This is a genomic window from Enterococcus sp. DIV2371, from assembly GCF_050498525.1.
GTDB classification, from domain to species: Bacteria; Bacillota; Bacilli; order Lactobacillales; family Enterococcaceae; genus Enterococcus_B; species Enterococcus_B mangumiae.
Genome location: NZ_JBIPAJ010000001.1, coordinates 1,618,095 through 1,644,913, shown reverse-complemented (window position 1 = coordinate 1,644,913; position 26,819 = coordinate 1,618,095). Strand labels below are relative to the sequence as shown.

The following is a 26,819-nucleotide window of genomic DNA, read 5'->3' as shown; positions in this document are numbered from 1 at the left end:
ATTACCATGGAAAACAATCATACAAATACTAACGGAAATACACCAAAATCTGCGCATCCAGATCCAACAACACCAAACCAAGCGCAAGGAATCAAAGACGAAAAAAATAAAACAGCGCCAGTATCTGCACATCCAGATCCAGTCGTACCACATGCAGAAGAAAAGGTTGCTCATGATCAAAAAGAACATCATGATCATCCACATCATGACCCAAAACCTCATGATGGACACGTAACACCGAACGAAGGAAATAAACAGGCAAATGAAGTGAAGGGCAGTGAAGAAACAATGAACGGTGAAGTAACTTATGATGATAAAGTCATTCAAAAAATTATTGCGATCGCATTAGAGCGTATTGACGGACTATTAACAGTTGACGGAGGATTTTTCTCTAATGTAGCTGGCAAGTTAGTCAATACGGACAATGAAACAGCAGGAATCGAAACAGAAGTAGGGAAAAAACAAGTGGCTGTTGATATGTCGATCGTCGTTGAATATGGCAAAGACATTGAAGATATTTTTAAACAAATGAAAGAGATCATCAGTGAAGAAGTAGCAAATATGACACATTTAGATGTCATTGAAGTAAACGTCAATGTCACAGACATCAAATCAAAAGAAGAATTTGAACAAGATCAAGTGACTGTGCAAGACAAAGTGACTGATGCTGCAAAAGCAACTGGAGAGTTTGCTTCAGAACAAACAGATAAAGCAAAACATGCAGTAAACAAAGAAACAAAAAAAGTAAAAGAAGACAACGAGCCAAGAGTACAATAAGAAAACTTGGTGAGTCTAAACTTTTAAAATAAAACTACTTGTCGCATTAGAAAATCGGCTAGACACTATAGGAGGAAATACAGATGGGATTTATTTGGTCATTAATCGTTGGTGGAGTTATCGGAGCAATTGCAGGAGCAATCACAAATAAAGGCTCTTCAATGGGCATCATCGCAAACGTCATTGCAGGACTTGTTGGTTCAGCAATCGGACAAGCGTTATTAGGAACTTGGGGACCAGTTATTGGTGGTATGGCAATCGTACCTTCATTGATCGGAGCGATCATTTTAGTATTGATCGTGTCGTTCTTTGCTCGTAAATTGTAATAATAGGAAGGAAAATTTGTAATAAATACAAAAATTCTTCTACTTTGAAATAATCGGTGACGTCTAAACTTAAGTAATTTAAACAAGGGATCTTCTCAAATTGACACGTTCAATGTTGAGAAGATCCTTTGTTTTTGCTGTTATCTCGCCTTTTGTTAAGTTTGATGAATATAATTCATTTTCTTACAGATTTTTTTCTGTCAATTTCTCCAAGTTGATTGGGAAAAATTGACGTTTTAAGTCTTTTCTATGACCGATAAACTTGAATCAGTAAAGCTTTTCATTGCTTTTCTAAATGATTTAAAAAAGGAGTGAATAGTAAAAAGACGATTAAGAAACGGAAAATACATAACGTTTTATACAAGGATCATTCATGATACTGCGAACATCCTTTAAGTAAAAGAGTAACGATTATCATATGGAGAGAAAAAATGACAAAAAAATGATTCAAGAATAAACGTTTTTTCTCTTGTTGATTGATAAAGAGGAGGAAATGATTTGAGAACAAGAAGAAAACTGTTGAACAGCGCCTTGATCCTGGGTTTGACCTTAGGAAATCTCAATGGCACAGTTGTACAGGCAGTGACCGCCTTCAATGCACTAGGCCCGATTCAAAGTAGGCAGGCAAGGACAACTAGAGAGACAAAAACTAGTGATTCAGAAGAAAAGAAAGAAAATGAAAAAGCAGGAGATAAAAAAGAGGAAGAAGAAAAAAAGAAAAATGACAGTTCGGAAAGAAAAGTTATGACAGACTCCGAAAAAAAAGAGTATGAACAAATGATTCAAAGAATGTTAAATCCAAGAAACGCAATAGCAGTTCCAGATAATATACCTTTTCTAAGGACGCAAGAAGCTGGTTGGTTTGCAGATTTTCTGATTAGGGAAATAACAAATGGAATACATGATAAGGTGGTTAACCTCGAAAATATGAATGTTGGAGATACAATTGTTGTAAGAAATATTTCTCGTATGTTTTATCCCTCCATTAATCACCTCATCCCTGAATTCCATACTAATCCAAGTGTTTTTACTAATGGTAGTCCCCTAAGGTTTAATTCTGATGCTGTGCCCCAAAGAATATTTTTTATACTTTCTAATTCGAGAAGTGGTAATTGGCAGATGAGAATGGCTCCAACTCCTTTGGCAGCGCAATCTGGTAACAATGGGGAACTCGATGTTATATTCACACGTCTAAAAGTTGCTCCGCTTCAAACAGAGATTTTTGATGTAGAGAGATTTCCATTTTCATATAATGAATTAAGATGGGGAGGCCATACTCAAAATACGGAAGCAATCGCCCCAACATTCACTTTTAATTTCTTTGCTAGAGAAAGCGCTGAGTCAATGATTGGTCCTATGACAATGAGGGCCAAAGACTCACATTTTGTGTTGCAACATCTGCAAAATGTAAATCCAGAGATGTTTGTTACTACGAATAATACTCGTGGAAATATCTCATATGAATGGGTAAGGCGAATTAATACACAACAGCTGGGTAAGCAAAATGTTGAACTTCGAATGTCTGATGAGACAGGACGACCACCCGTAAATGTATCATTTGAGGTTGATGTCCAACCAATAATTGTAGCTAAAAATAAAAATGTGACTTTTAGGCAGAATGATCGCAATCCAACGGTACAAGAATTATTTGATACTCCATTTGGAGGAACTTTAACCTGGGTGAATAATATAAGTACAGAAAATATTGGTAATTTTGTTTGGAATGCTAGAGTAAGAATGCCAGATGGTAGAGAAACTACTGAGAGTGTAAATGTTTCGATTCAGCAAGATGAAGGATTACAAATAGAATTACATCCAATTGAAGAGCAAAGACTCGGCACTACTAACATCCAATTTACAGCCAATTCATTTAGAGATCTGATTAAGGATATTACTTTTAGAGATATGCCTGTGGAAAGAAATAGTTTACAACTAATAATGGGAGATTCAGTCTTACCGAATTTCAGTATAGCAGGTGAACAAGAATTCAGATTGACGATTGAAGGAAGACGTCCCGATGTTAATGCAACTACAAGAGGTACGGTTGAAGGAACAGTTAATGTGCGTTGGGAAGATACTATATTGATGAAGTCAGCAACAGGACAATCAGCTGGTGCATTTTCATTATTATTGAGCAACTCAAATTCCAATAATATCCCCTTAAGGATCAGTAGTGGTTTGGCAACGGATATGGATGCACCAGTAGGAGTACAGACTTCTCCTTTTTCAAGATATTACTCAATTGAAATTTCACGAAATAATAATGTGATCTATAGTCAAGATGTCTTGAACAGGTCAACCTTGCAACAAGTAATCAATCAGTTTGGAAATACTGAGAATATTTTTAATGTACAATTTGGTGATGTGATTAGAATCCATCATCCTGGTCGAACAGCAAATAGTTCAGTATTGATGATGGCTGAGCAAGAGCATGATTTTACCTATGGTACAGAATATGCGTATTACGAAGTCACTTCTTCTGGATTCAAACCAGTACCAGTCATGGAGGCAGAAGCTTCACAAAAAAGCTTTGTTTTGGGAGAGAATACTTCAACCATTGATCCAGGCTCATTACTTGATAATGTGACGATTAATGGACGTAGAATCGATAGTAGTCAATATACAGTAGAATCATTGATCGACTTTGACACAAGTACGATCGGTACACGTAAGATGCGTTTAAGAATCAACATGAAAGATGGACTTGCCTCAAATGAAATCGAAGTAGAGTATGATGTGAAGTGGGGAGATACCTTTGTCTTAAGAGGATTAAATGAAGCCACAGTCGGGGCATTTAGTTTGCATAAAGAAAACGGTCAATTTGCACTCCATGCTTCACAAGGAGTAAGCGGCACGAATCTCGCCAACCCAGTCAACAACCATTTCGGTCGAGATACGTATTATTCGATCGAAGTTATGGGCGGATCTAGTACGAATTATACATACGAAGTAGCGGGTAATTCTACGATCAGGGATGCCATCAACGGTTTTAATAATGGACAGCCTCTTCCAGTTGAAAAAGGTAACGTGATCAAAGTATATCATGCAGATCCACGTGGTCCCTCACAAGGACGTAACCTTCTAATGCAAGATGAATTGGTTCGTGATTACACGATCGGTTCAAACTACGCCTATTACGAAATCACAGATAATGGGTTAGAACCGATTATTTCCGTAGCTGCAGATTCATCACCGCAAGAGTTTACTTTAGGGGATAGCACGGCAGGAATCAATGGAGCAAATCTGATCGATCATATCACGGTCAATGGTATCGAATTAGCACCAAATCTATATAGAGTGACACAATTAGAAGAATTTGATACGTCAACTGCGGGCAAGAAAGACTTGCGCATTCAGTTTGAAACGACAGATGGTTTAGTTTCTAAGGAAATCACCGTTCCTTATGAAGTCAAATGGGGGAATACAATCGTTATGCGTTCGGCGAATGGCGGAGCAGCAGGCGCATTTTCTTTAAGACCAGGTAGTAATAATTCGGTACGTCAGTTAACCATGTTCCCTGGGATCGATTCGCCATTAAATGAGCAACTAAGTCCTAACTCTTCCTTGTACTATTCAATGGAAATCATTCGTGGCGATCGAACAGTCTATTCACAAGAAATGCCAGGCCGAGCAACGCTACAACAAGTCTTGGATAATTTTGGAACGAATCGTGCGGTAACCGTTCAATTTGGTGACGTGATCAAAATCTATCATCCGCAACGTTCAGAAGGAAGTTCAGTGCTGATGGTTAATGAAGAAGAACAAGACTTCACACATAATTCATCTTATGCTTACTATGAAGTGACTGCATACGGTTTTGAGCCAATGGCAGTGATGGATGCTTATACAGCTAATAAAGAGCTAGTTTTAGCACAAGATACCACTAACTTTGAGTTGGAAGAGTTACTAGATAGAGTCACGATCAACGGTGAATCTGTCGCTGAAGATACGTATACGATCGAACGTTTATCTGATTTCGATACTTCGACGGTCGGTGAAAGAGAAGTTCGTTTGAGAATGGAAATGAAAGATGGATTAGCTTCTGTGGAATTAGAGATTCCTTACGAAGTGAAATGGGGAAGTACATTCTTGTTGAAAGGTCTTGAAAATGCGACAGTTGGTGCTTTTAGTATCGTAGAACAAGATGGCGTATCAAAAATCCATGCGACTCAAGGGGAACAAGGCACGATTTTGAATAATGCGGTCAATAATGTTTTTGGACGAGATACGTATTATCGAATCGAGATTTTAGCTGATCCTGAACAACCTGAAAGCCACTTGTTCCCTAATAATGTCAAATACAGCTATGAAGTAACAGGACATATGACAATTAGGCAAGCAATCCAAGGCTTCAACAATGGGCAACCATTAGAAGTGAACGAAGGAGATATCTTCAAAGTGTATCATGCAGAAACGGAAAATCGTAACTTACTGATGCGAGATAACTTAGTCAGAAACTTTACGGCCGGGTCTAATTATGCACATTACCGTATCCAAAATGGTGAATTTGAGCCAATCACGATGATCCATGCGGAAAAACAAAATCAAAGTCTTGTTTTAGGTGAGGATGCTAGTGAATTGGATGCGACAAAACTGATCAATGAAGTTCGTTTCAACGGACACCAGTTGTCTAGTTCGTTATACAATGTAGAACAAATCGATGAATTTGATACACAAACTGCTGGGCATAAATCGGTGACAGTTCGAGTATCGACCGCAGATGGTGTCACAGCAACTGATATCGAAGTGCCTTATGAAGTGAAATGGGGAAGCACAATCCATCTGAAGAATCGCCAAAATGAAACAGTTGGTTCATTCGGCTTAGTGAAAAGTGGCCGTCAAATCGAAATCCAGTCGATCCAAGGTTCAGATCGTACGATTTTAAATAATCGTGTGACACAAGTAGATGATAATAATGTCTACTATGGCATCGAGATCATTGGTCAAGATGGTCGTGCGAAATACCAATACGATGTTCGAGGAACACAAACGATCCAACAGGCAATCTCACGTTTTAATAGTGGCAATGCCTTCCCAGTAGTAGAGGGCGATGTGGTGAAAGTGTATCATCAAGATGCAAACAACAATATCTTGATGCACGAAGAACAGGAAAGAAACTTTACTTATGGCGGACAATTTGCCGTTTATAATGTGACTGAGTATGGCTTTGAACCGACAGGTGAATTAGATGTCCGAACACGAGAAGCAGCGATTGCAATTGGCACAGAAAGAGTTGATCCGAAATCATTGATCGATACAGTCCGAGTGAATGGCCGTGAGATCTCCAATAATTCTTTCACCGTTCAATTACAAGAAGATTCACAGATCGATACTTCTCAACTTGGAAGTAATAATGTAGTCGCTTTAGATGTTCAAGTGGATCAAGCGCATGGTGGATTTACAACCAGTACGGAAGGAAGATACTCAGTTGTCGAACAAGGCCAAGAAGATACACCTGGTACTGGTGACGAAAATTCCGGTGAAAACCCTGGAGAAAATAGTGGTGAAAATGAACTGAATGAAGAGGGCGCTCTTGGAGAAGATATGGGCAACTTGCCACAAACCAATGCGACTAGAAACACACTCCTTTCTGTATTAGGAACCATGCTACTTGCTCTAGTCGGCGGTATCTTCTTCTGGAAGAAACGATCGATTGAAGAAGTAGAGGAAGAATCGAAAAAATAAAGTGAGTTCTTATCCACTTTTTATAAGTAACAGAAAAAATAGTTTTTAGAGAAGAACAAAGACCACTAAAATAGAATAAGGGAAACACTCAAAGGAGGGGAGACCCGAATTTGAGTGTTTTTTGCATTTGTTTGTGAGGTGAATAAAAAATGTTGAAGATTTTGTCGAAAAAGTTAAAAAGACAATTAAGATTACTGGAATACTTATTTGAAGGCGATTGCTATCGTTTTAATGATTTAGAAAATTTACTTGGCTGTTCAGCAAAAACTTTGCGCAACGACTTACTTGATATTCATTCTTACGCTAGTGATATCAAGATCAAAATGACCCGAGGAGAGGGAGTAAAGGCAACGATCTTACCTCATGTAACAGAAGATTATATTTATCATGTGATCAAGCAAGAATCCATGGAGTATCGCTATTTAGAAGCGATTTTATTACATAAGTTCAAAAATTATCTGGAGTTAGCCGACTATTTATTTATTTCTGAAAGTACTTTGCGACGAATTGTCGATAAAATCAACCCGATGTTGCATAGATATGGGATGAAAGTACAAGCGTTGATCAAGCTTACTGGAAACGACCAAATCATCACTGAAATGACGGTCCAGTTTTTAATGGAGAAATATCATTATTTCGAGGACGCATTTCCTGAAAATTTTCGTTCACTTATTCTTCAACTCATTCAAGCATTTATTGAAGAAAATGGGCTGGAACCACAATTCACTCATTTAGAACCGCAAGAGGAAAAACTATTTTATTTTTGGGTCGCTAGCCGTATTTTGTTACTTCAAAATGAGGAAAGCATAAGTTCGATAAGTAAAAAACAAAAGAAATTTAGGTATGAACAACTATCTGTGAAGCGTTTGCGCCTGCCGAAAACGAACGACTTGATCAATGAACAGTTAGCAACTTACATATTTGACAAGCCATTTGTCCATCAGTTATTCGATATTGAGTCTGCAAGTATGAAAAATCCAATTATTCTTGCATTGAACAATTTTATAAAAGAGGTAGAAGAAAAGTACGGAATCATTTGTGAAGATAAGCAAAGAATTTTCCGGAAAGTGAGCATTTTATTACAACAAAATACAGTTCCATTTACTGTTTATTATAAAAAAAATTCGCTTTTTTTTAAAAATAATCACTCAGAAATGAAAGAAATCCAGCTTAGGTTTTGGAATAAGATGAAACATGTCATGCATAATCATTCGATTTTACTACATGATTTCGAAGGATTTACTACAATGGTATTCACGGAAATATTATTATACTGGCCAGTTTTGTTAAAAATGTTCGAAGAAAATAAACAGGTTCGCGCATTAGTGGTAACTAATGCTACGCTAAAATATGATGACTATTTACTTAGTAATTTAGAGCATCAACTAGGTAATCGCTTTGAATTTATTCTCAGAAAAAACAAGACAATCTCTCAAGCGCTGATCAACTATGAGAATTATGATTGCATTATTTCAAACATTTCAATAGATAAAAACTATAATATCCCTGTATTTGGTATATCCGTTTTCCCAAAAGCTAGAGAAATCAATAATCTGATCCACTTTTATCAAGAGTTGCTCGCATAAATAAGAAAACTGATAAAGACGACAAGGCATAAAATGTTCAACATTCTATGCCTTGTCGTCTTTATCATGTAAAAACATTCAGTTTTCTATATCTTTCTCAAAACTAAGAAGATCACCGGGCTGACAATTTAATACTTCGCAGATTTTATCTAATGTGGTAAAGCGGATCGCTTTTGCTTTTCCGGTTTTTAAAATGGAAAGATTCGCCATAGTTATCCCAACTTTATCACTTAGTTCAGTCACTGACATTTTTCGTTTTGCTAACATCACATCTAGATTTACAATGATCGCCATCTCGCACCTCACACAGTCAATTCGTCATTTTTCTTAAGACGAATCGCTTCTTCTAATATTTTGAGCAAGACATTCATCAAGACAAGACCAGCAAATGGTAAGAAGACAAGTGCTAAGCCTAAAAGCATCAATCCGGGTGCATCATCTGCATCAGCTAATAGATAAAATTTTGGTAAAATGCCAAAAGAACTGATAGATAAGAAAATCATCACTTTCCGGATATAACTAACTAAGTGGTGAGAACCATCAGAAAATGTTTGGTCAGTAGAGATGTTGGTCAATAATTTGAAAATAATGCCACCGATTAGGATACCGGAAAATAGCGTAATGTAGATGACTGCGATGAAGAGAGCGGTTTGCCAATCGAATGGTTTAGTTGTTTCACTTGTTAACAGTTGTGTAGCAAACAAAAGGCCGAATAGAACGAATACAGCACATACGCCAATAGTAGTTGTTTTTAAAAATAGTGAATGACTTTTCATATGATTTCCTCCTATGTGGATATATTGAAAAACAAATATTTTTTATCGTTTATCGATAAATATGGAACTGAACGATTGCCTTTTCCGAAGAAAAGGCAATCTAACGAAGCATTGGTGTTACTTAAAACCTCTTACTTGAGAGGCGATTACTCTATATTAACTCTTTCTCATTTAAACAATGTATTCCCTAACCACTAATACATCCTTGTAACCCTTTAGTTACGCCAGTGGGATTAAATTTCATAAAAACAAATTAAGATGTCGCATAACATATGATTCGTAATAAAAATAATTATAACATACATAGTTACAAATGTAAACGAAATGGTAACTTTCATAAAAAAACATTGGCTATACCGAAAAAATGATAAGTTCTACTCAGTATATTAATCAACATATAATCCAAATAACTAGTGAAATATGCTACAATCTTTTTTGGTGATAAGGTGGAAAATTTTTGGTTAAAAATACATAAAATAATTTCGTTACGCTTCATCCAATAAAAAGTTTTTCACGTAAAGCAATACTTTACTGTTTATTTGTCATTGTACACAAGAGGATTTACTCAAAATAGGGGGACATTTTGTGAATTTGAACACGCTGGAAAGCTTGTTGATTGTCATCGTTCAAACGGCTTGTATCTTTTTTGTTACTAGCTTTTTGGATACGTATTTGAAAAGTTGGTATTATGTCATTATGTCGATCATTGGAATAGTTTGCTATATGGCACTTTATTTTGTGATCAATGTTTTTGCTACGATTGTTCTATGGATAGGGCTTTGTATGATCACTTTTTATTTTAGGAGAAATATTTATACAGCCTTATTTATCCCTTCTGTCACTTTCTGCTTATATATTTTTTCTGATTATCTCATCAATTTCAGCTATTCTATTCTACACTTAGATCTAAGTATAAGATTAACCGTCATTTTAGGAACTAGTCTTTTTTTCCTCTTTGCCTATATATTCAAAACTTGGTTATTAGAAAAATGCTACAAGGATTTATTAACGATAAAAATCAGTGGGGTCATTGCTACAGCAACGATCTTGGTCTATTTTAGCCTGTTAGTCATGGAAAGGTTTTCTAATTTACGAGCCTACTTGATGGATGCGCATGAGCTATTTGTGATCCTCTATGGCCTGTTATCAACGGTCCTTTGTTTTTCTTTCATTTTCATAAAAAGGACGGAATATGAAAATAAAGAACAAAAACGACAAATGAATTATTTGATCGAATATAGTGAGCAAGCAGAAAAAAATTATCTAGAGATCCTGAAATTCAAACATGACTACAAAAATATTCTGATTTCTTTGGAAGAATATATTGAATCAGAAGATTTGTCAGGTCTAAAAGATTATTTTCGAAATAGTATCAAAGCTACTGGAACGATTTTTGATCAAGAAATTTTCAAGATGTCTTCGATTTCAAATATAAAAATAAGAGAAATCAAAAGTGTCATTTTGAGTAAGTTGTACATGGCTCACCAAGAAGGAATCCACGTAAACATATCTGTACCAAAAGTGGTGGAGAAGATCGAAATGCCCACGATGGTCCTAGTAAGAATGTTGGGAATCATTTTGGATAATGCCATTGAAGCTTCGAGAGAGATCGAACAGCCGGAGATCGAAATAGCGATCGTAGCTGATCACAAAGATTGTACTTTCATGTTGATCAATAAATGTAAAAGTAACTTACCTAAACTACATGATTTAAAAAAACCAAATTTTACGACAAAACCAGGGAATTCTGGTATCGGGTTAGCCAATTTAGATGATTTAGTCAAATTGAATACCAATGTCTTTTTAGATACGAAAATCCAATCGGATAAATTTATACAAATCATAACTATATGTGGAGTAGAGGGATAATTATGTTAAAAATTTTTATTTGTGATGATCAAGAGATCCATCGTAATCGAATCGCCAGCATTGTTAAAAATTACGTCATGATGATGGATTATGATGTTGAATTTCAATTAGCGACAGAAAATCCATATGATATTTTGTCCTATCTATCGAAGAATAAAACAGAAGGTATCTATTTTTTAGATATCGATCTAAATTCAGATATCAATGGTGTGGAACTTGGTAAACAAATACGTCAATATGATCCAACAGCTAAAATCATTTTTGTCACAACATATACGGATTTTGTTTATCTTACTTTTCTTTATAAGGTAGAGGCATTAGATTATATAATCAAAGATAACGAAGAACAATTGCAACAGAAAATCATCAGCTGTATTGATATTGCGATTGAACGATATATGAATACTGCATTGTCTACAAGAGAACAAATTTGGCTGAAAAGTGGCGCAGTCGATGTCAAACTTTACGTAGATGAGATCCTATTCTTTAGCTCAAGCCCGACTCCGCATAAATTGATCGTTCATTTAGACAATCGGATGATCGAATATGCTGGGAAAATCAAAGAAATCGAAAAACTAAGTGATTCTTTATGTCGGTGTCATCAATCTTTTGTCGTCAATTTAGCTAATATATCAGAAATCAATAAAAAAGAACGCAAAGTGATCATGACCAATGGGGAAGAATGCTTAGTTTCCACCAGATATTTAAAAAAACTAGTCACACGATTCGAAAATGATCTTTCTACGAGTGCATAAGCGCATGGTTTTTTGCACTTTTGCTAAGATTCTTTACACTTTTGAAAAAATAATCCATCAAATTATAAAATAGGTATAATAAACTGCGAAGGAGCGTGAGAAATGACTGAAGAGTATATTTCTATAGAGGAAAAATTATCGAAGAAAATAAGCGGACATTTTGCTGCACAATTAGGTCTTTCACCGATTGAACAAGCAAAGGTGGAGTATGGGTTATCGATTCTATTTGTGGATCTATTCAAAATGATGGTGATGTATGCGATTGCATTTCTACTACACATCGTGGGCGCAGTATTCATCACACACCTTGTTTTCATCTCAGTTCGCTTTACAACAAAAGGGGTTCATGCAAGTAATAGTGCAGTTTGTACGATACTTAGTGTGCTTTTCTTGGTTGTGTTGCCATGGATCACCGCTTCCATTGGGTTTGAACTGACCCGTCCTTTGTTTAGTCTCGGTATTCTATTAGTTGGTCTGGGAGTATTCGTGAAAGAGCGAACGATCAACAAAACAAACGGACCATTCCAATTGAAAAAAACAGTTCTTATTATTATGTTCATCACAACGATCGGTTTGCTTTTGCCTAGTGACAGTATCCGTACATATCTCTTATTAGGTTTAGCGATTGCTACATTGTTGATGTTTATAAAAAATAAAGGGGTAGATTAAATATGTTAACAAATCTAAAAACAAAAAAATTACAAATGATGCACGTCATCTCAACTATGGCGATTGCTATCGCAACATACGCAATGGGAACGATCGGAGCAGATTGTACATTCGTTATCTATGAGCCAAAAATGCCTGAAGCTTTAAAAAATGAAATGAATAAATAAAAACAAAAAAGCGATTTAGATTTTTTCTAAATCGCTTTTTTATTTTTACGAAAGAAGCAATTGTCCATTTATTTTTTTCGATAATTTTGTAGCAGAAGTATAAATAAAAAGAAAAATAGGGATTCCCATAACGTAGTCGTCCAACTAAATTCTTTCGACACTCCAAAAAATAGATTTCCAGCATTGGAAACAATCAGATATATAATCGTTATTATAAATGCATAAAGGGATTTCTTTAACATGCTGACACCTCTTTCTAAGAGTAAAAGTTTCTTTGGTTTGGATCACTTTTACTCTAACATTTCCTTCTCTTATTATAAAATATTTCCATGCTTTTTGAAAAGGGTATCATCCTTTCTATCAAAAGATTAATAGAATCAGTAGAATAGACAATCTTTTTAACTGTCAGATCTGTTTTGTCATTTATCCTTTTTGTTTTGTAATAATAAATGAGCATTATCTTTGCAATTTTTAATCTTGAATACTATTCTTGTAGTATAGCCAGCAAGAAACAATGGAAGTTATATAATAATTGTTTCTGTTATTTAAGAATTTAGTAGGGAATTAGGAATCGATGTTATTTTGAGGCTGTTCGTTTTGGTAGCGCTTTCTTATTTCGGTTGTCTTTCTAGTTTCCTCAAGGGAATTTCTTGTTGGTCAGGTGTTTAAAACAGAAAAATAAGATAATTAGGAGGTGGAAAATGAATAAGGGGGTAAAGATCATCGGTGTAATTGTAAGCATAGTGTTACTTTCAGTACTTTTGATCATCGCTCTAGTTAATGCACCATATGTCTTACCTGAACAATTGGAACGTTTTCGCTTTTTTACGATAACGAATTATTATATGCAACAATATATTTTCTGGGCTGCTGTCGTATTTGCAATTGTTGTCGTTCTCATCTTATTATTCGTTCTTTTCTATCCAAAATCGAAAGGAACTTTCGTATTAAAGCACAAAGATGGGAAATTGACCTTAGATAAAAAAGCAATTGAAGGACTCACTCGCTCGTATTTACACGAAGAAGAGTTCATTCAATCTCCTAAAGTCAAAGTACGATCAACAAAACAGAAAATCAATATTCATGTTAAAGGCGATTTAAAACGTACTTCTTCTCTGATTGGTAAAACAGAAATGTTGATGCAAGAAGTCAGAGATCAAGTTGCCAATGTCCTTGGTTCAGAACAAGAGATCAAAGTAGCTGTCAATTACAGTAGTTATCAAGAAGAAAAAGATCAAGAGGACAACCAGCACTCACGTGTAGAATAGGAGGGCAAACAAATGAAAGAATTCTTTTCACTCTATAAGCTCCCTATTATCTTTGGGGGTCTTGGGTTACTGTTAGCCGTTTTATGGTTGACAGTTGGATTTTTCAAAACTCTTTTAATACTGATCATGACTGCCATTGGGGTAGGGATTGGTTTTTACTTAAAAGAAACAAGATTGTTAGATGAATATTTTAAATCATAGGAGGAATTTATCATGGAAAACAAAGATTTCAAAAACGTAAACACTACTACAGGTACAAACCCGGTTGCTGATACTTCAGCTAAAGGTGAATTGACTTATGAAGACAAAGTGATTCAAAAAATCATTGGTTATGCATTGAAAGATGTCGATGGTTTATTGACTCTTGATGGTGGATTCTTCTCAAATATCGCTGAAAAACTTGTGAATACAGATAACGTAACAGCAGGAATCAACGCTGAAGTAGGTAAAAAACAAGTCGCAGTTGATTTAGATGTTGTTGTTGAATACGGTAAAGATATCGAAAATATCTATGACCAAATCAAAGAATTGATCAGCACAGAAGTGAACGAAATGACTCATCTTGATGTGATTGAAGTAAACGTAAATGTTGTTGATATCAAAACACAAGCAGAATACGAAAAAGATCAAGAAACAGTTCAAGATAAAGTAACAGATGCTGCAAAATCAACTGGTCAATTTGCTTCAAAACAAACAGATAAAGCAAAATCAGCTGTTGGTAAAGGTGCGCAAAAAGTAAAAGAAAACAATGAACCACGCGTACAATAAACTTAATTTTTTAGAATTTTTAGGAGGTAATTAATATGGGATTTATTTGGTCATTAATCGTTGGTGGTATTATCGGAGCAATTGCAGGAGCAATTACTAATAAAGGTTCTTCAATGGGAATCATTGCAAACGTGATTGCAGGTCTAGTTGGATCAGCTATTGGTCAAGCACTATTAGGTACATGGGGTCCAGTGATCGGTGGTATGGCGATCGTACCATCACTTATCGGAGCAATCATTTTAGTATTGATCGTTTCATTCTTTGCTCGTAAGCTGTAAGCTAAGTGCGTTCAGAGTAACATCTTTAAGTGAGAAATAAACAAATACCGTAAATCAACCTCAAAGAGTAGTTTATCAACTAACTCTTTGAGGTTGATTTATTTTATACATAGGCTTGAGGATACTTTTTAATATTATCAGTTTAAAATCATCATCTTAAATATAAGTAGTTTATAAATTAATTATGTAAACTTGGCGTTTGTACCAACTACATCCTGGTTTATTCTGATCGATAACTAGATGTAATAAATGAAAGGGAACATCTTGCTGAAGTGTCTATTACACTTAGAAAGATGTTCTCTTAACCTACATATTTAAACCTACTTCGTTAACTGTGAGAGTAGTTGAGTGTAGCCCAATTCGCGTGCGTAATCTTCGGCGGTTTTCCCTTGATTGTCACGTAATGTTTTATCTGCACCATGATTCAACAATTCTTGAACGATTTGTTGGTAGATCTCAGAACCATCGCGTAAAGCGACTGCTTCGATCAACGCAGTATAGCCATAATTGTTTTGATGATCGATATCCACGCGAGCATCGGTCAAGAGAAGTTTTACATTCTCCAAATGACCTTTTTCGGCTGCTGGAATCAAAGCATTGCCACCAAAACGATTGACGATCTCTTGATTTGGTTCACGGTGTTCCAACATGTAGGCGAGAATCTCTGTTTTGCCTTGTGCACCAGCATAGAGGTAAGGGCTATCTTGGATCTCGTCTTGAATATCGATCGAAGCACCATGAGCGATCAATAGCTTTGCAATGTCGACAAAATTATGATGTGTAGCAATCAACAACGGAGTTTCTCCTTTTTCATTTTGTTCATCGATTGAATATTCGGTTTGTAAAATCTCTTCCACTTTCTTTCGATCATTTCCTTCAACAGCGGTTAATAAACTTCCAGATGGGTAATTCACAAGCGATTCCTCCGTTTCTTCGATTACATGATTTGTTTGCTCAGTAGTCGTTTCCTCAGTAGTTGATTCCTCAATCATAGAGGTAGCGGTGGCCTTTTCCTGTTGCTCAGGATTAGGCATCTCCTGTGGATCTTCACAACCACTAAGCAAAAATAATGAAATAGCAAAGGGTAAGATCAGCCAAACTTTCATAAATAAAACCCCCTTTATATCATCATATGATGAAGCAATAGATACCGCAAATGAATGAACTTATAATAGACCAAATGATGTTAGACTACTTTGCAGGCAACGAATGAAAAAATTGTTTATCGTTTTTTTACATAGTTAAGAAATAACAAAAATTGAATGTTTCTAGTTTGTGTAATTTATGGATATAACAACCAGGGATAAAAATATAATGGGGATGTAACGAGATGGAATTAATTTTTATAAAGCATAAAATATTATGAATGCAGCGTTTTGTACGGTATTTTAACATTTTTTTCAATTGATGATTATTACCGCGTTTTCGGTAATAATTGGTTCGATTTAATCTTTTTTATCTGATATTCTTAATTCAAGATAACAAAAGAAAAGAAATAAAATATCAAAAATATTTTGTAAATCGTTATCTATATTAATCGTTTATTACGGAGGGAATTATGAAGAAACAAATTTTAGGAACAATTTTATGCTCAAGTATTTTATTTGGAGCAAGCTTGGTAATCGGTGGAAATGAAGCATCCGCACATGGCTACGTGCAATCACCGATCAGCCGTGGGTATCAAGGTCATTTAGACAGAAATACAAACTGGAATGCAGCATTCCAAAAATATGGAGCTGTTATCAACGAGCCTCAATCTTTAGAAGCGCCAAAAGGGTTTCCAGCAGCAGGTCCTGCAGATGGACAAATCGCTTCAGCTGGTGGCTCATTAGGAGACTTCAATCTTGATCAACAAAACTCTACGATGTGGACAAAACAATCGATTTCTCAAGGAGCGAACGTATTTACATGGCGCTTTACTGCTTCACATGCGACATCAAAATGGCATTATTATATGACGAAAGCAGATTGGAATCCAAATGATAAACTAGACCGTGATGATTTTGAATTGATTGGTACGATCAACCACAATGGAACAACTGGATCAACAAATCCAAGTCATTCAATCAATATCCCAAGTGATCGCCTAGGTTACCATGTTGTATTAGCAGTTTGGGACGTAGCAGATACAGTAAATGCGTTTTATAATGTGATCGACTTGAACGTTACAGGCGATTCAACGATTCCAGTGAAGCCAGAAGCACCTCAAAATGTTCGTGTACAAAACGTGACTTCATCAACAGTAAACTTAACATGGAACGGACAAGCAAATGCAGCTTCTTACAATGTTTATCGTGATGGTAAACTAGTTGGTACATCTGTTGATCCTGAATTTTCTGATAAAGATTTAACAGCAGAAACAACTTATACATATGAAATCGAAGCAGTTAGCCAAACAGGTATCAAATCAGATAAAACAGCAATCTCAGTAACAACTACAGCAATCAGTGCAGAAGAAAAACCAACTGCCCCTAAAAACTTACACTCAATGGGCGAAACATCTTCAAGTATCTCATTGATGTGGGGAGCTTCAACACACACTCAAGGTATCAAACAGTATGATATTTACCGTAACGGCCAATTAGTTGGTTCAACTTCAGATACTTCATATATGGATGAAAATCTAACAGCAAATACAACTTATTCATACGTAGTACGTGCAATCAGTACAAATGGCGAAGTTTCAGATGCAAGTAATACATTGAATGTTACAACAAAACAAGGCGAAATCATTGAAGGCGTTCGCGAATGGAAATTAGGTTCAATGTCTTCGCCAGAACTTTATACTGCGAACGAAGAAGTAAGCTACAAAGGAAGAGTATATACAACATTAGTTACGCATTTTAACTATGGCGATGATACTTGGGCACCTGACCAAGCACCAACATTATTCCGTTTGAAATAATCAATTTGACACTCAGTGTATCTCATTGCACTGAGTGTTTTTGTGTCATAAGATTTAGGAATAAGAACGTTTAGTTGACAATGAATGAGATTGTCCGATACCATGACTATCATTAAGATCGATTTTTTAACAAGAAAGTAGGAAAGCAAATGTTCAAACGAGTTCCTTCAGAGTTAACTGAAAGAGAAAACTATAAACTATTGATCGGTTCAGTCATTCCTCGACCAGTTGCTGTGGTAGCTTCATGTTCTTCCAATGGAGTGACGAATATTGCGCCATTTAGTTACTTCAACATCGTCAGTTCCAATCCACCGATACTTTCCTTAGCCATTCAGCGAAAGAATGGAGAGTGGAAAGATACTGCTAGACATCTGATGGAAACGAAAGAAGCCGTGATCCATGTTTTAGATGAAAACATTCTGGTAGATGCGAATCAAACAGCTGCTAGCTTACCCAGTGAGGAAAGTGAGTTGACATTGACTTCATTCACCGTTTCAGAATCAGATACGATCGATGTTCCAAGGATCAATGAAGCTAGTATTGCTTTTGAGACCACGCTTTATCAACACGTCCCGATTATGAAAGACCAAGAGATTACGGCTGATTTATTTTTATTACAGATAACTGCTTATCAACTAAGTGAAACTGTCTATGATGAACAAACGGGCTATATCGATCCTACCAATTTACAACCGATCAGTCGCTTAGCTGGAAATGACTATGGAAAACTTGGCGAGATCGTTTCGATGCTGCGCCCAAAATAATCACACAATGAATGACTCCTTTTCTAAAGATCAGTGGAAGTTACTTGTTTAACATCTGGTCTTAAACTTTATTAAGTAAAGATTAATTTAGTTATTTTATTTTAGTTTTTATTGATTATCGATTCAAAGAGGAATAAGATGAGTTTTATAAAAATCAAATAAGTACTAACCTTGTTAGGTGAGGCTCCTATACAAACATAGGCTATTGCCCAGAAACGTCGAAAGACGCCAATGGGTCAAACAGGAATTGTCGGATTAAGGCTTTTTCCAATAGCTAAGAATGCGTTCTTTACGTTGTATAGTGCTAAAACTCGGACGATGAGATGATGCCAGGTCAGAAATCTTGTTCGAAAAGGTTTCTGACCTTTTCTTAGTTTTCGCTTCTTTTTATGCTCGCTTCGCCTAACTTGTGTCTGGACGAGAAAGGGGAGTAATGGAACGAACTTTTTTTGATTTTATGAGAGAAATACACAAAAAAGGATCGACGAGTTGCAGCTCAATCGACCCAAAAGACATGAAAGAGAATACACTCTTTACTTGACTCATCATAAGGGACAATGTTCTATGTTGCAAGTAGAAGAGTTTGAAAGGAAGAGTCATTTAACATGAAACCATTTCAAAAAATCATCTTAAGTATCTTGCTCGTTCTTGCGATGGTCATCGGCTTTTTTTCTTTTGAATTTATCCAAGGTTTTTCATCAGTTAAGCAATCCGACACAGTGGACAAAGTCGATGCAAAAGATGTTCCGACGATCATCAATGTCGCATTGATTGGTTCTGATGCTCGATCAAAAGAAGAAAACGGGCGTTCAGATTCGTTGATGGTCGCTCAATATGATCAAAAGACAAAGCAAGCAAAATTGATTTCTATTATGAGGGATTCTTATGTACCTATACCGGGATATGGCATGAATAAAATCAATGCAGCCTATTCCTACGGTGGTATTGACTTATTGGACAAAACATTACAAGAGAATTTCAAGTTAGAAACGCCTTATTATGCCAGCATTACATTCCAAGATTTTATTGATTGTGTCGATGAATTATTTCCAGATGGCGTAACCATCGATGCGGAAAAAGATCTTGATTTAGATGGTGTAGATATCAAAAAGGGAGAACAAACAATGGATGGTAACACCTTACTTCAGTATGCGCGCTTTCGTGAAGACGAAGAAGGGGATTTTGGTCGCATCCGCAGACAACAACAAGTCGTTGAAGCGGTAGCCAGTCAACTGAAAGATGTTACATCGATCATTAAACTACCAAAGGCAATCGGAAAACTTTTAGGCAGTATCCAGACAAATCTACCCGAAAGTGTCTTATTAGATTGTGGTTTGGATTTTCTAAACAATGACAAAAAAATCGATACGTTGTCAGTGCCAGTGGACAAAAGTTGGGATTTCAACGATAATACACCGGCAGGTAGCGTGTTAGAAATCGACCTAGCCAAAAATAAGCAAGCGATCAGTGAATTTTTGAATAAATAAGCCTTTGTTAAATCAGTGGGTATGAAGGAAATATCATTATCCAGAAATAAGTCGGAGACTCGGAAAATCAGAGATGATTCCGAATCTCCGGCTTATTTTGATAGGGTAGGGTGAACAGTGCGTACTTTTTTCGTTAAAAATTCATTAATATCATGACAGGAATCGTTAAGAATCATTTAGTTCATAACGCTACTTTTCCTGTCATATGTTAGAATATCTTTGATTCGAACTTTTTAATAAAGAGAGGTATTCAAACATGAAAAGGAGTGACAGACAAAAGAAAAAATCGACCGGTATCTATATTGGAGCGGGAATTGTCGTCTTGCTTGCAGCTGCTGGTGGTGGCTTCTTTTATTATCAACATGTCCAAGAACAACAAGCGGTAAAAGCTGGTGAGAAAACCATTGAAGGATTTATCGATTCACTGAACGATGAAAACTATGAAGAAGCGGTGAAATCACTTAAAGTTCAGGGGAATAATGATCTCACTGAACAAGATGTCTTAGAAAAATATCAAAATATCTATGGTGCAGCAGAAATCAGAGGCATCAAACTTTCAGATCTATCCGTGACAAAAAAAGAGAATGATACGTATGAATTTACGTATAAAGCAAAAATGAACACGACGCTGGGAGAGCTGAAAGACTTAGCTTATGAAGGTACATTGACAAAAGATGGCGACCAAACCAAAATCAACTGGCAACCGAATTTGATTTTCCCACAAATGGAAGGTCAAGATAAAGTCAGTTTGAGTACCGAAGTAGCGACGCGTGGTGAAATCTTAGACCGTAATAAACAACCTTTAGCTACTACTGGAAAATTGAAGCAATTAGGTGTTGTACCTGCAAAATTAGGTGAGGGTGAAGAAAAAACAAAAAATATCAAAGCAATCGCTGAAGGCTTTGATTTGACCGAAGACAGTATTGAACAGGCGATCTCTCAAGGATGGGTCCAACCGGATTACTTTGTGCCTTTAAAAATCATTGAAGGAGAAACACCAGAACTTCCAAGCGGAGCGACGATCCAAGAGGTTGACGGCCGTTATTATCCTCTAGGCGAAGCTGCTGCTCAGCTGATTGGTTACGTGGGCGATATTACAGCAGAAGACATCGAGAAGAATCCTGAGTTAAGCAGTACAGGAAAAATTGGTCGTTCAGGGCTAGAAATGGCTTATGACAAAGAATTAAGAGGAACAAATGGTGGGAAACTAAGTGTGACAGATGAAGAAGGAAATGAAAAAGCTGTCTTACTCCAACACGAAGTGGAAAATGGCCAGGATATCCAATTGACGATCGATGCCAACGCACAAAAAACAGCATTTGACAGTTTAGAAGGTAAGCCGGGTTCTACTGTAGCGACAGCACCAAAAACTGGCGATTTATTAGCCCTTGTCAGTTCGCCAAGTTATGATCCAAATAAAATGACGAACGGCATCTCTCAAGCCGATTACAAAGCGTATGAAGAGGATCCGAATCGTCCGTTTATTAGTCGCTTTGCTACAGGATATGCGCCAGGTTCGACATTCAAAATGATCACCGCAGCGATTGGCTTAGATAACGGAACCTTGAATCCAGATGAAGTCTTGACGATCAATGGCTTGAAGTGGCAAAAAGACAGCTCTTGGGGTTCTTACCAAGTGACGCGTGTCAGCGACGTACCTCAAGTGAACTTAAAAAATGCGTTAGTTTATTCTGATAATATCTATATGGCACAAGAAACATTGAAAATGGGAGAGGAAGCCTTTAGAAAAGGACTCGGTCAATTCATTTTTGGTGAAGATCTGGACTTACCGATCCAAATGAATCCTGCCCAAATCTCGAATGAAGATTCATTCAATTCAGAGATTTTATTAGCTGATACTGGGTATGGACAAGGGCAATTGTTGATCAATCCGATCCAACAAGCAGCGATGTATAGTGTTTTTGCGAATAATGGCAATTTGATCTATCCACGTCTAGTTATGGATCAGGAAACAAAAGATAAGAAAAATGTCATCAGTGAAACCAGCGTCCAAACAATCTTGCCAGATCTAGTCGATGTCGTGCAAGACCCGAATGGAACCGCACACTCTCTAGCTGCATTAGGCATTCCGCTTGCTGCAAAAACTGGGACAGCCGAAATCAAAGAAAAACAAGATGAAAAAGGACAAGAAAACAGCTTCTTGTATGCAATCAATCCTGAAACGAACGGCTATTTAGTGATCAGCATGTTAGAAAACAAAGAAGATGGTGATTCTGCGACTAATCGAGCGCCTGCGTTATTGCAGTATTTGAACCAAAACTATCAATAAATAAAGTGTCTGAAATCGGATACAAAAACATTGGTTATTTTCTTCTGCTAGTGATACACTGGTGATGTAAGCTAGTGTAAATAACAAGAGGAGGAGATCAGATGACTGATGTGCCAAAAGCAGTAAAAGCCGAAATGGCTGGAAGTATGTTGAAGATCCAATTTGATAATGGAGAAACGAGATATTTAAAATCACACTTAGCAAAAGAACATGCAGAAGCTTTTTCGATGAAAAAGGATAAAAAGAAGAATATCCTATTAGCTTCACAAACTACTTGGATTGGGTCGACGATCACGATCCAACCAGACGGTACACTGGTGTTGAATGAAAATGATGTTTACTCGCCAGAAGAATGTTGGAACGAAAGTAAAGCACATCTGAATTGAGAAAGAAACCCTTCCGTTGGATTCAAAATCATCGAATCCAGCAGAAGGGCTTTTTTGATTTACGCAAGAAAAGTAGGTGTGGATCACTCAATTAGGATAGACTTTTCTAGTAAAATATTTCAAGATAAGTGGTGAAATCAATGTACTCAATAAAATCACAATGACTAGAGGTGAATAGTATTTGGCTTCGATCAATTGGCTCTGTTGACCAATCTGTAAAATGATCAACGCCATTTCACCACGAGAGATCATACCAGCTCCAACCATAAATGAACTATTCGTCGAAAAGCCGGCTACTTTTGCACCTAGATACCCGCCACCAAGTTTTGTCAAGACAGCGACAATAGTTAGAATCAAGATGAAGATCAGTTGTTCGCCGAAGTTTGAAAAATCGACTTCTAGTCCGACACTAACGAAGAATACAGGGATAAAGACTGCATAACCTAATGCTTCAACATTGTGATACACTTCTTCTTTCACTGTTGTTTGGCTGACAGCGATCCCCGCAAAAAAGGCACCGATAACAGAACTTAACCCAATTAAATCAGCAATATAGGACATACCCAAACATAATACCAATGAAACGATGATAATGGCAGAGTTCGCATAGATTTTTTCAGCGAATGACATTAAAAACGGAGCGATCCATTTAACTAACAAGAAAATAAAAATAAAATAGATGAGTTGTTCAAACAAGACCAGAGGCAAAGGAAGGGTACTCCCAGATTCTCCTGTTAGAAAAGATAAACTGAAACTTAATACTAGAACGACGAGAATATCATCTACGACTGAGGCGCCTAAAATCGTTGAGCCTTCTTTAGTATTGACGACATGGAGTTCTTTGAGGACCTCGACGGAGATGCTCACGGAAGTTGCTGCTAAAATGATCCCAAAGAAAATCGCTTCGTTCATTGAAACTTGAAACATTTCACCAGTTAACCAGCCAAACAAAACAGGAAATAAAATCCCTAACAAGGCTACGAACATTCCTGGACGAAAGTATTTTTTCAATAGTGAAAGATCACTTTCCAGCCCTGCTAAAAACATCAATAAAATGACACCGATCTCAGAAAAATCATGTACGAGGATATTCGGGTGGACCCATCCGAGACCAGCGCCTCCGAGCAACACACCCACAAGCAATTGACCAATCACGGCAGGGATACCAAATCTTCGAGAAAGGTGAGAGCCGAGGGTTGTTGCTATCAAAATCAGACATAGAATACCTATGAATTCCATTCTTTTCATCCTTTCTTTCTCAAAAAGAATTTATTTGAATTATCGTCAAATGACTTCATTAAAAGAATAACATAAAATGCGTTATTTTTGTTCTTTTACCAATTGTTTGTCACACAAAGGAATAGAGCAAAAGCAAAAAGGTTGAGCGAAAATTCGCCCAACCTTGATCTTTAATAGCTATCAATCGATATACATTTTTCTAACTTTTGAATAGTTGATGATTTCGGAGATACCCATGAATATCAAGATACCGCCGAAAATTTGAAAGAGAACCATCAAACTTTTGAATGGGTTGAAAAGCAAGATCAACCCACCGATCAATAAAACCACACTATATAAAGACCAGCCTTTTGATTTTGTATTCAAACTGATAAACAATTGGAACGCACCATTTGCTAAGATCATCAAGCCTAATAGAATCGGCAAGATCGAAACAATGGCAGAAGCAAATAAGAACACGATCAATGCAAATACTAGAAAAGCAATTGCACTGAACATTCCGAAGCCCCAAACTCCTGTTTTTTGTTTGTTTTTATAAGCTTCAAATAAATTGATCAGACCCAGCAAAACAAAATAAGCAGTAATGAGATAGCCTACAAAATTAAAAACAGCAGTCGGGCTGACAACAATTGCGATGCCGGCAATAATATAAATGGCAGCTCGTAAAAAAGCATATCTTTGAAAATTTCTTCGAATAAGTTCAAACATTATTATAACCTCCTTTTTTTTATTTTAACGGTTATTGAGGTTTAAACCAACTAATAACTAATGATCCACTTATTTTCTTAGGATTTTTTCCATTTTCTTGCCTTTAGCTAACTCATCGATCAGTTTATCCAAATAACGAATTTCCTGCATTAAAGGCTCTTCGATCGTTTCTACTCGAATACCACAAATCACACCAGTAATTAATTTTCGGTCAGGATTCAATTGTGGCGCTTGTTCAAAGAAAGTTTTAAAATCATTTTCCGATTGGATTTGATCATCTAGTTCAGCTGGTTCATAACCAGTCAACCAACGAATGATCTGGTCAACTTCTTCTTTTGTCCGATTTTTTCTTTCCGCTTTTTTGATATAAAGAGGATAGACAGAGGAAAAAGACATGGTAAAAATACGATGTTCAGTCATAGTAATTCTCCTTTTTTCATTAGTATATAACGGATCGGTGAAAAAGAATATGTGTTAGCTTACTGAAACAAAAAAATAGATCCAGTGGTCACTAGCTAAAGACTATTCATCCATATAGATAAGTTTAGCTGGTAAATCTGCATAGTCACGTTCTTGTTTGATTTCAAAGATATATTCGGCTAACTGTGAAATCATTTTTTTCCAATCATTTGGGCGAACGATTCCGTTCAATAGGTAGATTTTTTTGATCTTTTCAGGTAAATGTTTCAGCGGACAATCACTAATAACGATGTCGCATTGCTCCATATAATAGCGCTGGATAGTGATTGCTTCTTTTGAAAATATTTGTTCGATCTTAACGATTAGATCTTTACTGATGTAGAAATCTTTTGTGTGATTCACACCAATAACGATCGGCTGCTGCTTTTTGAATCGGTCATAGAAATGCAGTAATTCTTCGATGACCCAAGAAACATTCTCTCTTTCTAAGAACTCTGGGAGATAATGCCAATTTTCCTCTCGGAAGCGCTCATAAAAATCTGCTACGCTCGCTCTTAACTGTTGATAATTCGCTTGATCTTGGTAAAGCAAAAATGTCGGTAAAGGTGTATTAGGTTGCTCACTATCTAAAAAGGTATTATGCAGCTTATTGATCGTAAAAGAGAGTGCGTATAGTCTTTTTTGTTTTTCATGAAGTTCTAAATGAAAGTGCTGACTGAACGATTCGACTAGTCTTTTGGAATAAAGCAAATAAGGAAAATCAAGTTCTAGTAATCGTTGATAGTGAGTCAAGCTTTGTTCTTCACTATCCAATTGAGAGATGGTTAAGCGAGCTAATAAATTGAGCAGGATTCGCTGTTCCCTACAAATAGGTAGATCAGGTTTTAAAATATCGACATCCGACTGGATCAAAAGATCGATGTAAGTAAATTGACTCAATTCTTTTTGGACATTTTCTAAAGAAGTCATCGGGAAATTATCTTGACAGAGGTTTAGGAGAAGGTACAACTTATCCAAAACTCCGCCGTTCATGCCTTCTAACACCTCTTTTTTGAAATACATATAAAGTGTAGCGTTGATTTGTTCCGGTTCTTCCTGGTGGTAGGGAAGGGAAGTATTAGCAAAAATCGTCCAATATACATCCAAAAAACAATATTGTATTTGAATCTCACTTCCAGTAATGATTTTTTTTCCTTTGCTCGAAAATTTGAAAGATATCCCATAAAGCGCTAAAAACTGATTGATTGCTTTCATTTTTGAATAAAGATAGGAAGGGCTATAATTCGTCATTTGGCTGATCGTGACCATCGAGTTGACTTTATGGCGAAGTAATGCTGCGATAATTTGAAAATTGGTTGAGTCGAAACAGTACTTACCAAATAATTCATAGTAACAAGTAGCAGGATCAGCTTCCTCTAGAGAAATTTTGACAAACTTCTTATTTTTCACGATTTTGACATTTTGGATGTCCAATGCCTTAAAATCCTGTTCGAGTTCTTGAAGATATAATAGAAAATTTGAATCAGACATCCTGAAATAATCTGCAAGGTAATGAGTAGTAATAAAGAACTGATGCTCTGTTAAGAAAAGAAAAATCTCAAGTTTCGTTACATTTTTCTTCTTTAGTAGAAACTTTTTGATTGCTTCTTGTGTTTGCATTTGAATTCCTCCGATTGAAAATTTTACTGAAAATTTC

The 26,819-nt window shown here is 36.3% G+C and carries 24 protein-coding genes and 1 riboswitch; of the genes, 17 read left to right on the top strand and 7 right to left on the bottom strand.

The features are described 5' to 3' along the window. Positions 1-6: 6 nt before the first annotated feature. From IGL24_RS07665 to IGL24_RS07650, 4 genes are all read left to right on the top strand, one after another. Positions 7-777, top strand: a complete 771-nt coding sequence (locus IGL24_RS07665; RefSeq protein ID WP_207700079.1) for an Asp23/Gls24 family envelope stress response protein — start codon at positions 7-9, stop codon at positions 775-777. A gap of 83 nt (positions 778-860) precedes the next feature. Continuing rightward, positions 861-1,103 carry a GlsB/YeaQ/YmgE family stress response membrane protein gene (locus IGL24_RS07660; RefSeq protein ID WP_153829806.1) on the top strand — a complete coding sequence of 81 codons (243 nt, stop codon included), beginning with the start codon at positions 861-863 and terminating at the stop codon, positions 1,101-1,103. Positions 1,104-1,601: 498 nt separating this feature from the next. After that, complete coding sequence (locus tag IGL24_RS07655) at positions 1,602-6,788, top strand: putative mucin/carbohydrate-binding domain-containing protein (RefSeq protein WP_207700080.1); 5,187 nt, start codon at positions 1,602-1,604, stop codon at positions 6,786-6,788. Positions 6,789-6,937: 149 nt separating this feature from the next. Continuing rightward, entirely contained in the window at positions 6,938-8,374 is a 1,437-nt protein-coding gene (locus IGL24_RS07650; RefSeq protein WP_429966309.1) for a helix-turn-helix domain-containing protein, read from the top strand. A 78-nt stretch (positions 8,375-8,452) separates the two neighbouring features. On the opposite strand, the gene IGL24_RS07645 is transcribed toward IGL24_RS07650, so the two are convergent. Both IGL24_RS07645 and IGL24_RS07640 read right to left on the bottom strand, forming a co-directional pair. Continuing rightward, entirely contained in the window at positions 8,453-8,668 is a 216-nt protein-coding gene (locus tag IGL24_RS07645; RefSeq protein ID WP_206855186.1) for a helix-turn-helix domain-containing protein, read from the bottom strand. Between the two features lie 8 nt (positions 8,669-8,676). Further along, on the bottom strand, positions 8,677-9,150 hold the full coding sequence (locus IGL24_RS07640; RefSeq protein ID WP_207700463.1) for a DUF2975 domain-containing protein: 474 nt from the start codon (positions 9,148-9,150) through the stop codon (positions 8,677-8,679). 585 nt (positions 9,151-9,735) lie between these two features. Between IGL24_RS07640 and IGL24_RS07635 the strand changes: the two genes are divergently transcribed. The 8 genes from IGL24_RS07635 (at position 9,736) to IGL24_RS07600 (ending at position 14,924) form a co-directional block, all read left to right on the top strand. Further along, positions 9,736-11,019 (top strand): GHKL domain-containing protein, encoded by a 1,284-nt coding sequence (locus IGL24_RS07635; protein ID WP_206855191.1) that lies wholly within the window; start codon positions 9,736-9,738, stop codon positions 11,017-11,019. Between the two features lie 2 nt (positions 11,020-11,021). Continuing rightward, complete coding sequence (locus IGL24_RS07630) at positions 11,022-11,774, top strand: LytR/AlgR family response regulator transcription factor (protein ID WP_206855193.1); 753 nt, start codon at positions 11,022-11,024, stop codon at positions 11,772-11,774. Positions 11,775-11,876: 102 nt separating this feature from the next. After that, positions 11,877-12,443: an accessory gene regulator B family protein gene (locus IGL24_RS07625; protein ID WP_207700464.1), complete on the top strand. Its 567-nt coding sequence runs from the start codon at positions 11,877-11,879 to the stop codon at positions 12,441-12,443. 2 nt (positions 12,444-12,445) lie between these two features. Then, positions 12,446-12,610, top strand: coding sequence for a cyclic lactone autoinducer peptide (locus IGL24_RS07620; RefSeq protein ID WP_206855197.1), 165 nt, complete (start codon positions 12,446-12,448; stop codon positions 12,608-12,610). A 701-nt stretch (positions 12,611-13,311) separates the two neighbouring features. Further along, positions 13,312-13,878 (top strand): alkaline shock response membrane anchor protein AmaP, encoded by a 567-nt coding sequence (gene amaP, locus IGL24_RS07615; protein WP_206855199.1) that lies wholly within the window; start codon positions 13,312-13,314, stop codon positions 13,876-13,878. Between the two features lie 12 nt (positions 13,879-13,890). Then, the gene (locus tag IGL24_RS07610; protein ID WP_065096371.1) at positions 13,891-14,079 is read left to right on the top strand and encodes a DUF2273 domain-containing protein; all 189 of its coding nucleotides are present in this window, start codon (positions 13,891-13,893) and stop codon (positions 14,077-14,079) included. A gap of 12 nt (positions 14,080-14,091) precedes the next feature. Then, positions 14,092-14,646 carry an Asp23/Gls24 family envelope stress response protein gene (locus IGL24_RS07605; protein ID WP_206855201.1) on the top strand — a complete coding sequence of 185 codons (555 nt, stop codon included), beginning with the start codon at positions 14,092-14,094 and terminating at the stop codon, positions 14,644-14,646. Positions 14,647-14,681: 35 nt separating this feature from the next. Beyond that, positions 14,682-14,924, top strand: a complete 243-nt coding sequence (locus IGL24_RS07600; RefSeq protein WP_010735387.1) for a GlsB/YeaQ/YmgE family stress response membrane protein — start codon at positions 14,682-14,684, stop codon at positions 14,922-14,924. A 320-nt stretch (positions 14,925-15,244) separates the two neighbouring features. Here IGL24_RS07600 and IGL24_RS07595 read toward each other — a convergent pair whose 3' ends face one another. Continuing rightward, entirely contained in the window at positions 15,245-16,030 is a 786-nt protein-coding gene (locus tag IGL24_RS07595) for an ankyrin repeat domain-containing protein (RefSeq protein ID WP_207700093.1), read from the bottom strand. Positions 16,031-16,482: 452 nt separating this feature from the next. On the opposite strand from IGL24_RS07595, the gene IGL24_RS07590 reads away from it, so the two are divergent. From IGL24_RS07590 to IGL24_RS07570, 5 genes are all read left to right on the top strand, one after another. Continuing rightward, on the top strand, positions 16,483-17,829 hold the full coding sequence (locus tag IGL24_RS07590) for a lytic polysaccharide monooxygenase (protein WP_429966308.1): 1,347 nt from the start codon (positions 16,483-16,485) through the stop codon (positions 17,827-17,829). 149 nt (positions 17,830-17,978) lie between these two features. Beyond that, positions 17,979-18,593, top strand: coding sequence for a flavin reductase family protein (locus tag IGL24_RS07585; RefSeq protein ID WP_207700159.1), 615 nt, complete (start codon positions 17,979-17,981; stop codon positions 18,591-18,593). Positions 18,594-18,756: 163 nt separating this feature from the next. Next, positions 18,757-18,923, top strand: a riboswitch (M-box (ykoK) riboswitch). Positions 18,924-19,198: 275 nt separating this feature from the next. Further along, a complete protein-coding gene (locus tag IGL24_RS07580; protein ID WP_206855211.1) occupies positions 19,199-20,080 on the top strand; it encodes an LCP family protein in 882 nt (293 codons plus the stop codon). Between the two features lie 256 nt (positions 20,081-20,336). Next, positions 20,337-22,370, top strand: coding sequence for a penicillin-binding transpeptidase domain-containing protein (locus IGL24_RS07575; RefSeq protein WP_207700158.1), 2,034 nt, complete (start codon positions 20,337-20,339; stop codon positions 22,368-22,370). Between the two features lie 101 nt (positions 22,371-22,471). Then, positions 22,472-22,756 (top strand): hypothetical protein, encoded by a 285-nt coding sequence (locus IGL24_RS07570; RefSeq protein ID WP_207700157.1) that lies wholly within the window; start codon positions 22,472-22,474, stop codon positions 22,754-22,756. Positions 22,757-22,843: 87 nt separating this feature from the next. Here IGL24_RS07570 and IGL24_RS07565 read toward each other — a convergent pair whose 3' ends face one another. The 4 genes from IGL24_RS07565 to IGL24_RS07550 form a co-directional block, all read right to left on the bottom strand. Then, complete coding sequence (locus tag IGL24_RS07565; RefSeq protein ID WP_207700156.1) at positions 22,844-23,995, bottom strand: cation:proton antiporter; 1,152 nt, start codon at positions 23,993-23,995, stop codon at positions 22,844-22,846. Between the two features lie 180 nt (positions 23,996-24,175). Beyond that, positions 24,176-24,703 carry a DUF308 domain-containing protein gene (locus tag IGL24_RS07560; RefSeq protein WP_207700155.1) on the bottom strand — a complete coding sequence of 176 codons (528 nt, stop codon included), beginning with the start codon at positions 24,701-24,703 and terminating at the stop codon, positions 24,176-24,178. A gap of 69 nt (positions 24,704-24,772) precedes the next feature. Beyond that, the gene (locus IGL24_RS07555; RefSeq protein WP_207700154.1) at positions 24,773-25,123 is read right to left on the bottom strand and encodes a DUF2200 domain-containing protein; all 351 of its coding nucleotides are present in this window, start codon (positions 25,121-25,123) and stop codon (positions 24,773-24,775) included. 102 nt (positions 25,124-25,225) lie between these two features. Beyond that, positions 25,226-26,782, bottom strand: coding sequence for a helix-turn-helix domain-containing protein (locus IGL24_RS07550; protein ID WP_207700153.1), 1,557 nt, complete (start codon positions 26,780-26,782; stop codon positions 25,226-25,228). Positions 26,783-26,819 lie beyond the last annotated feature (37 nt).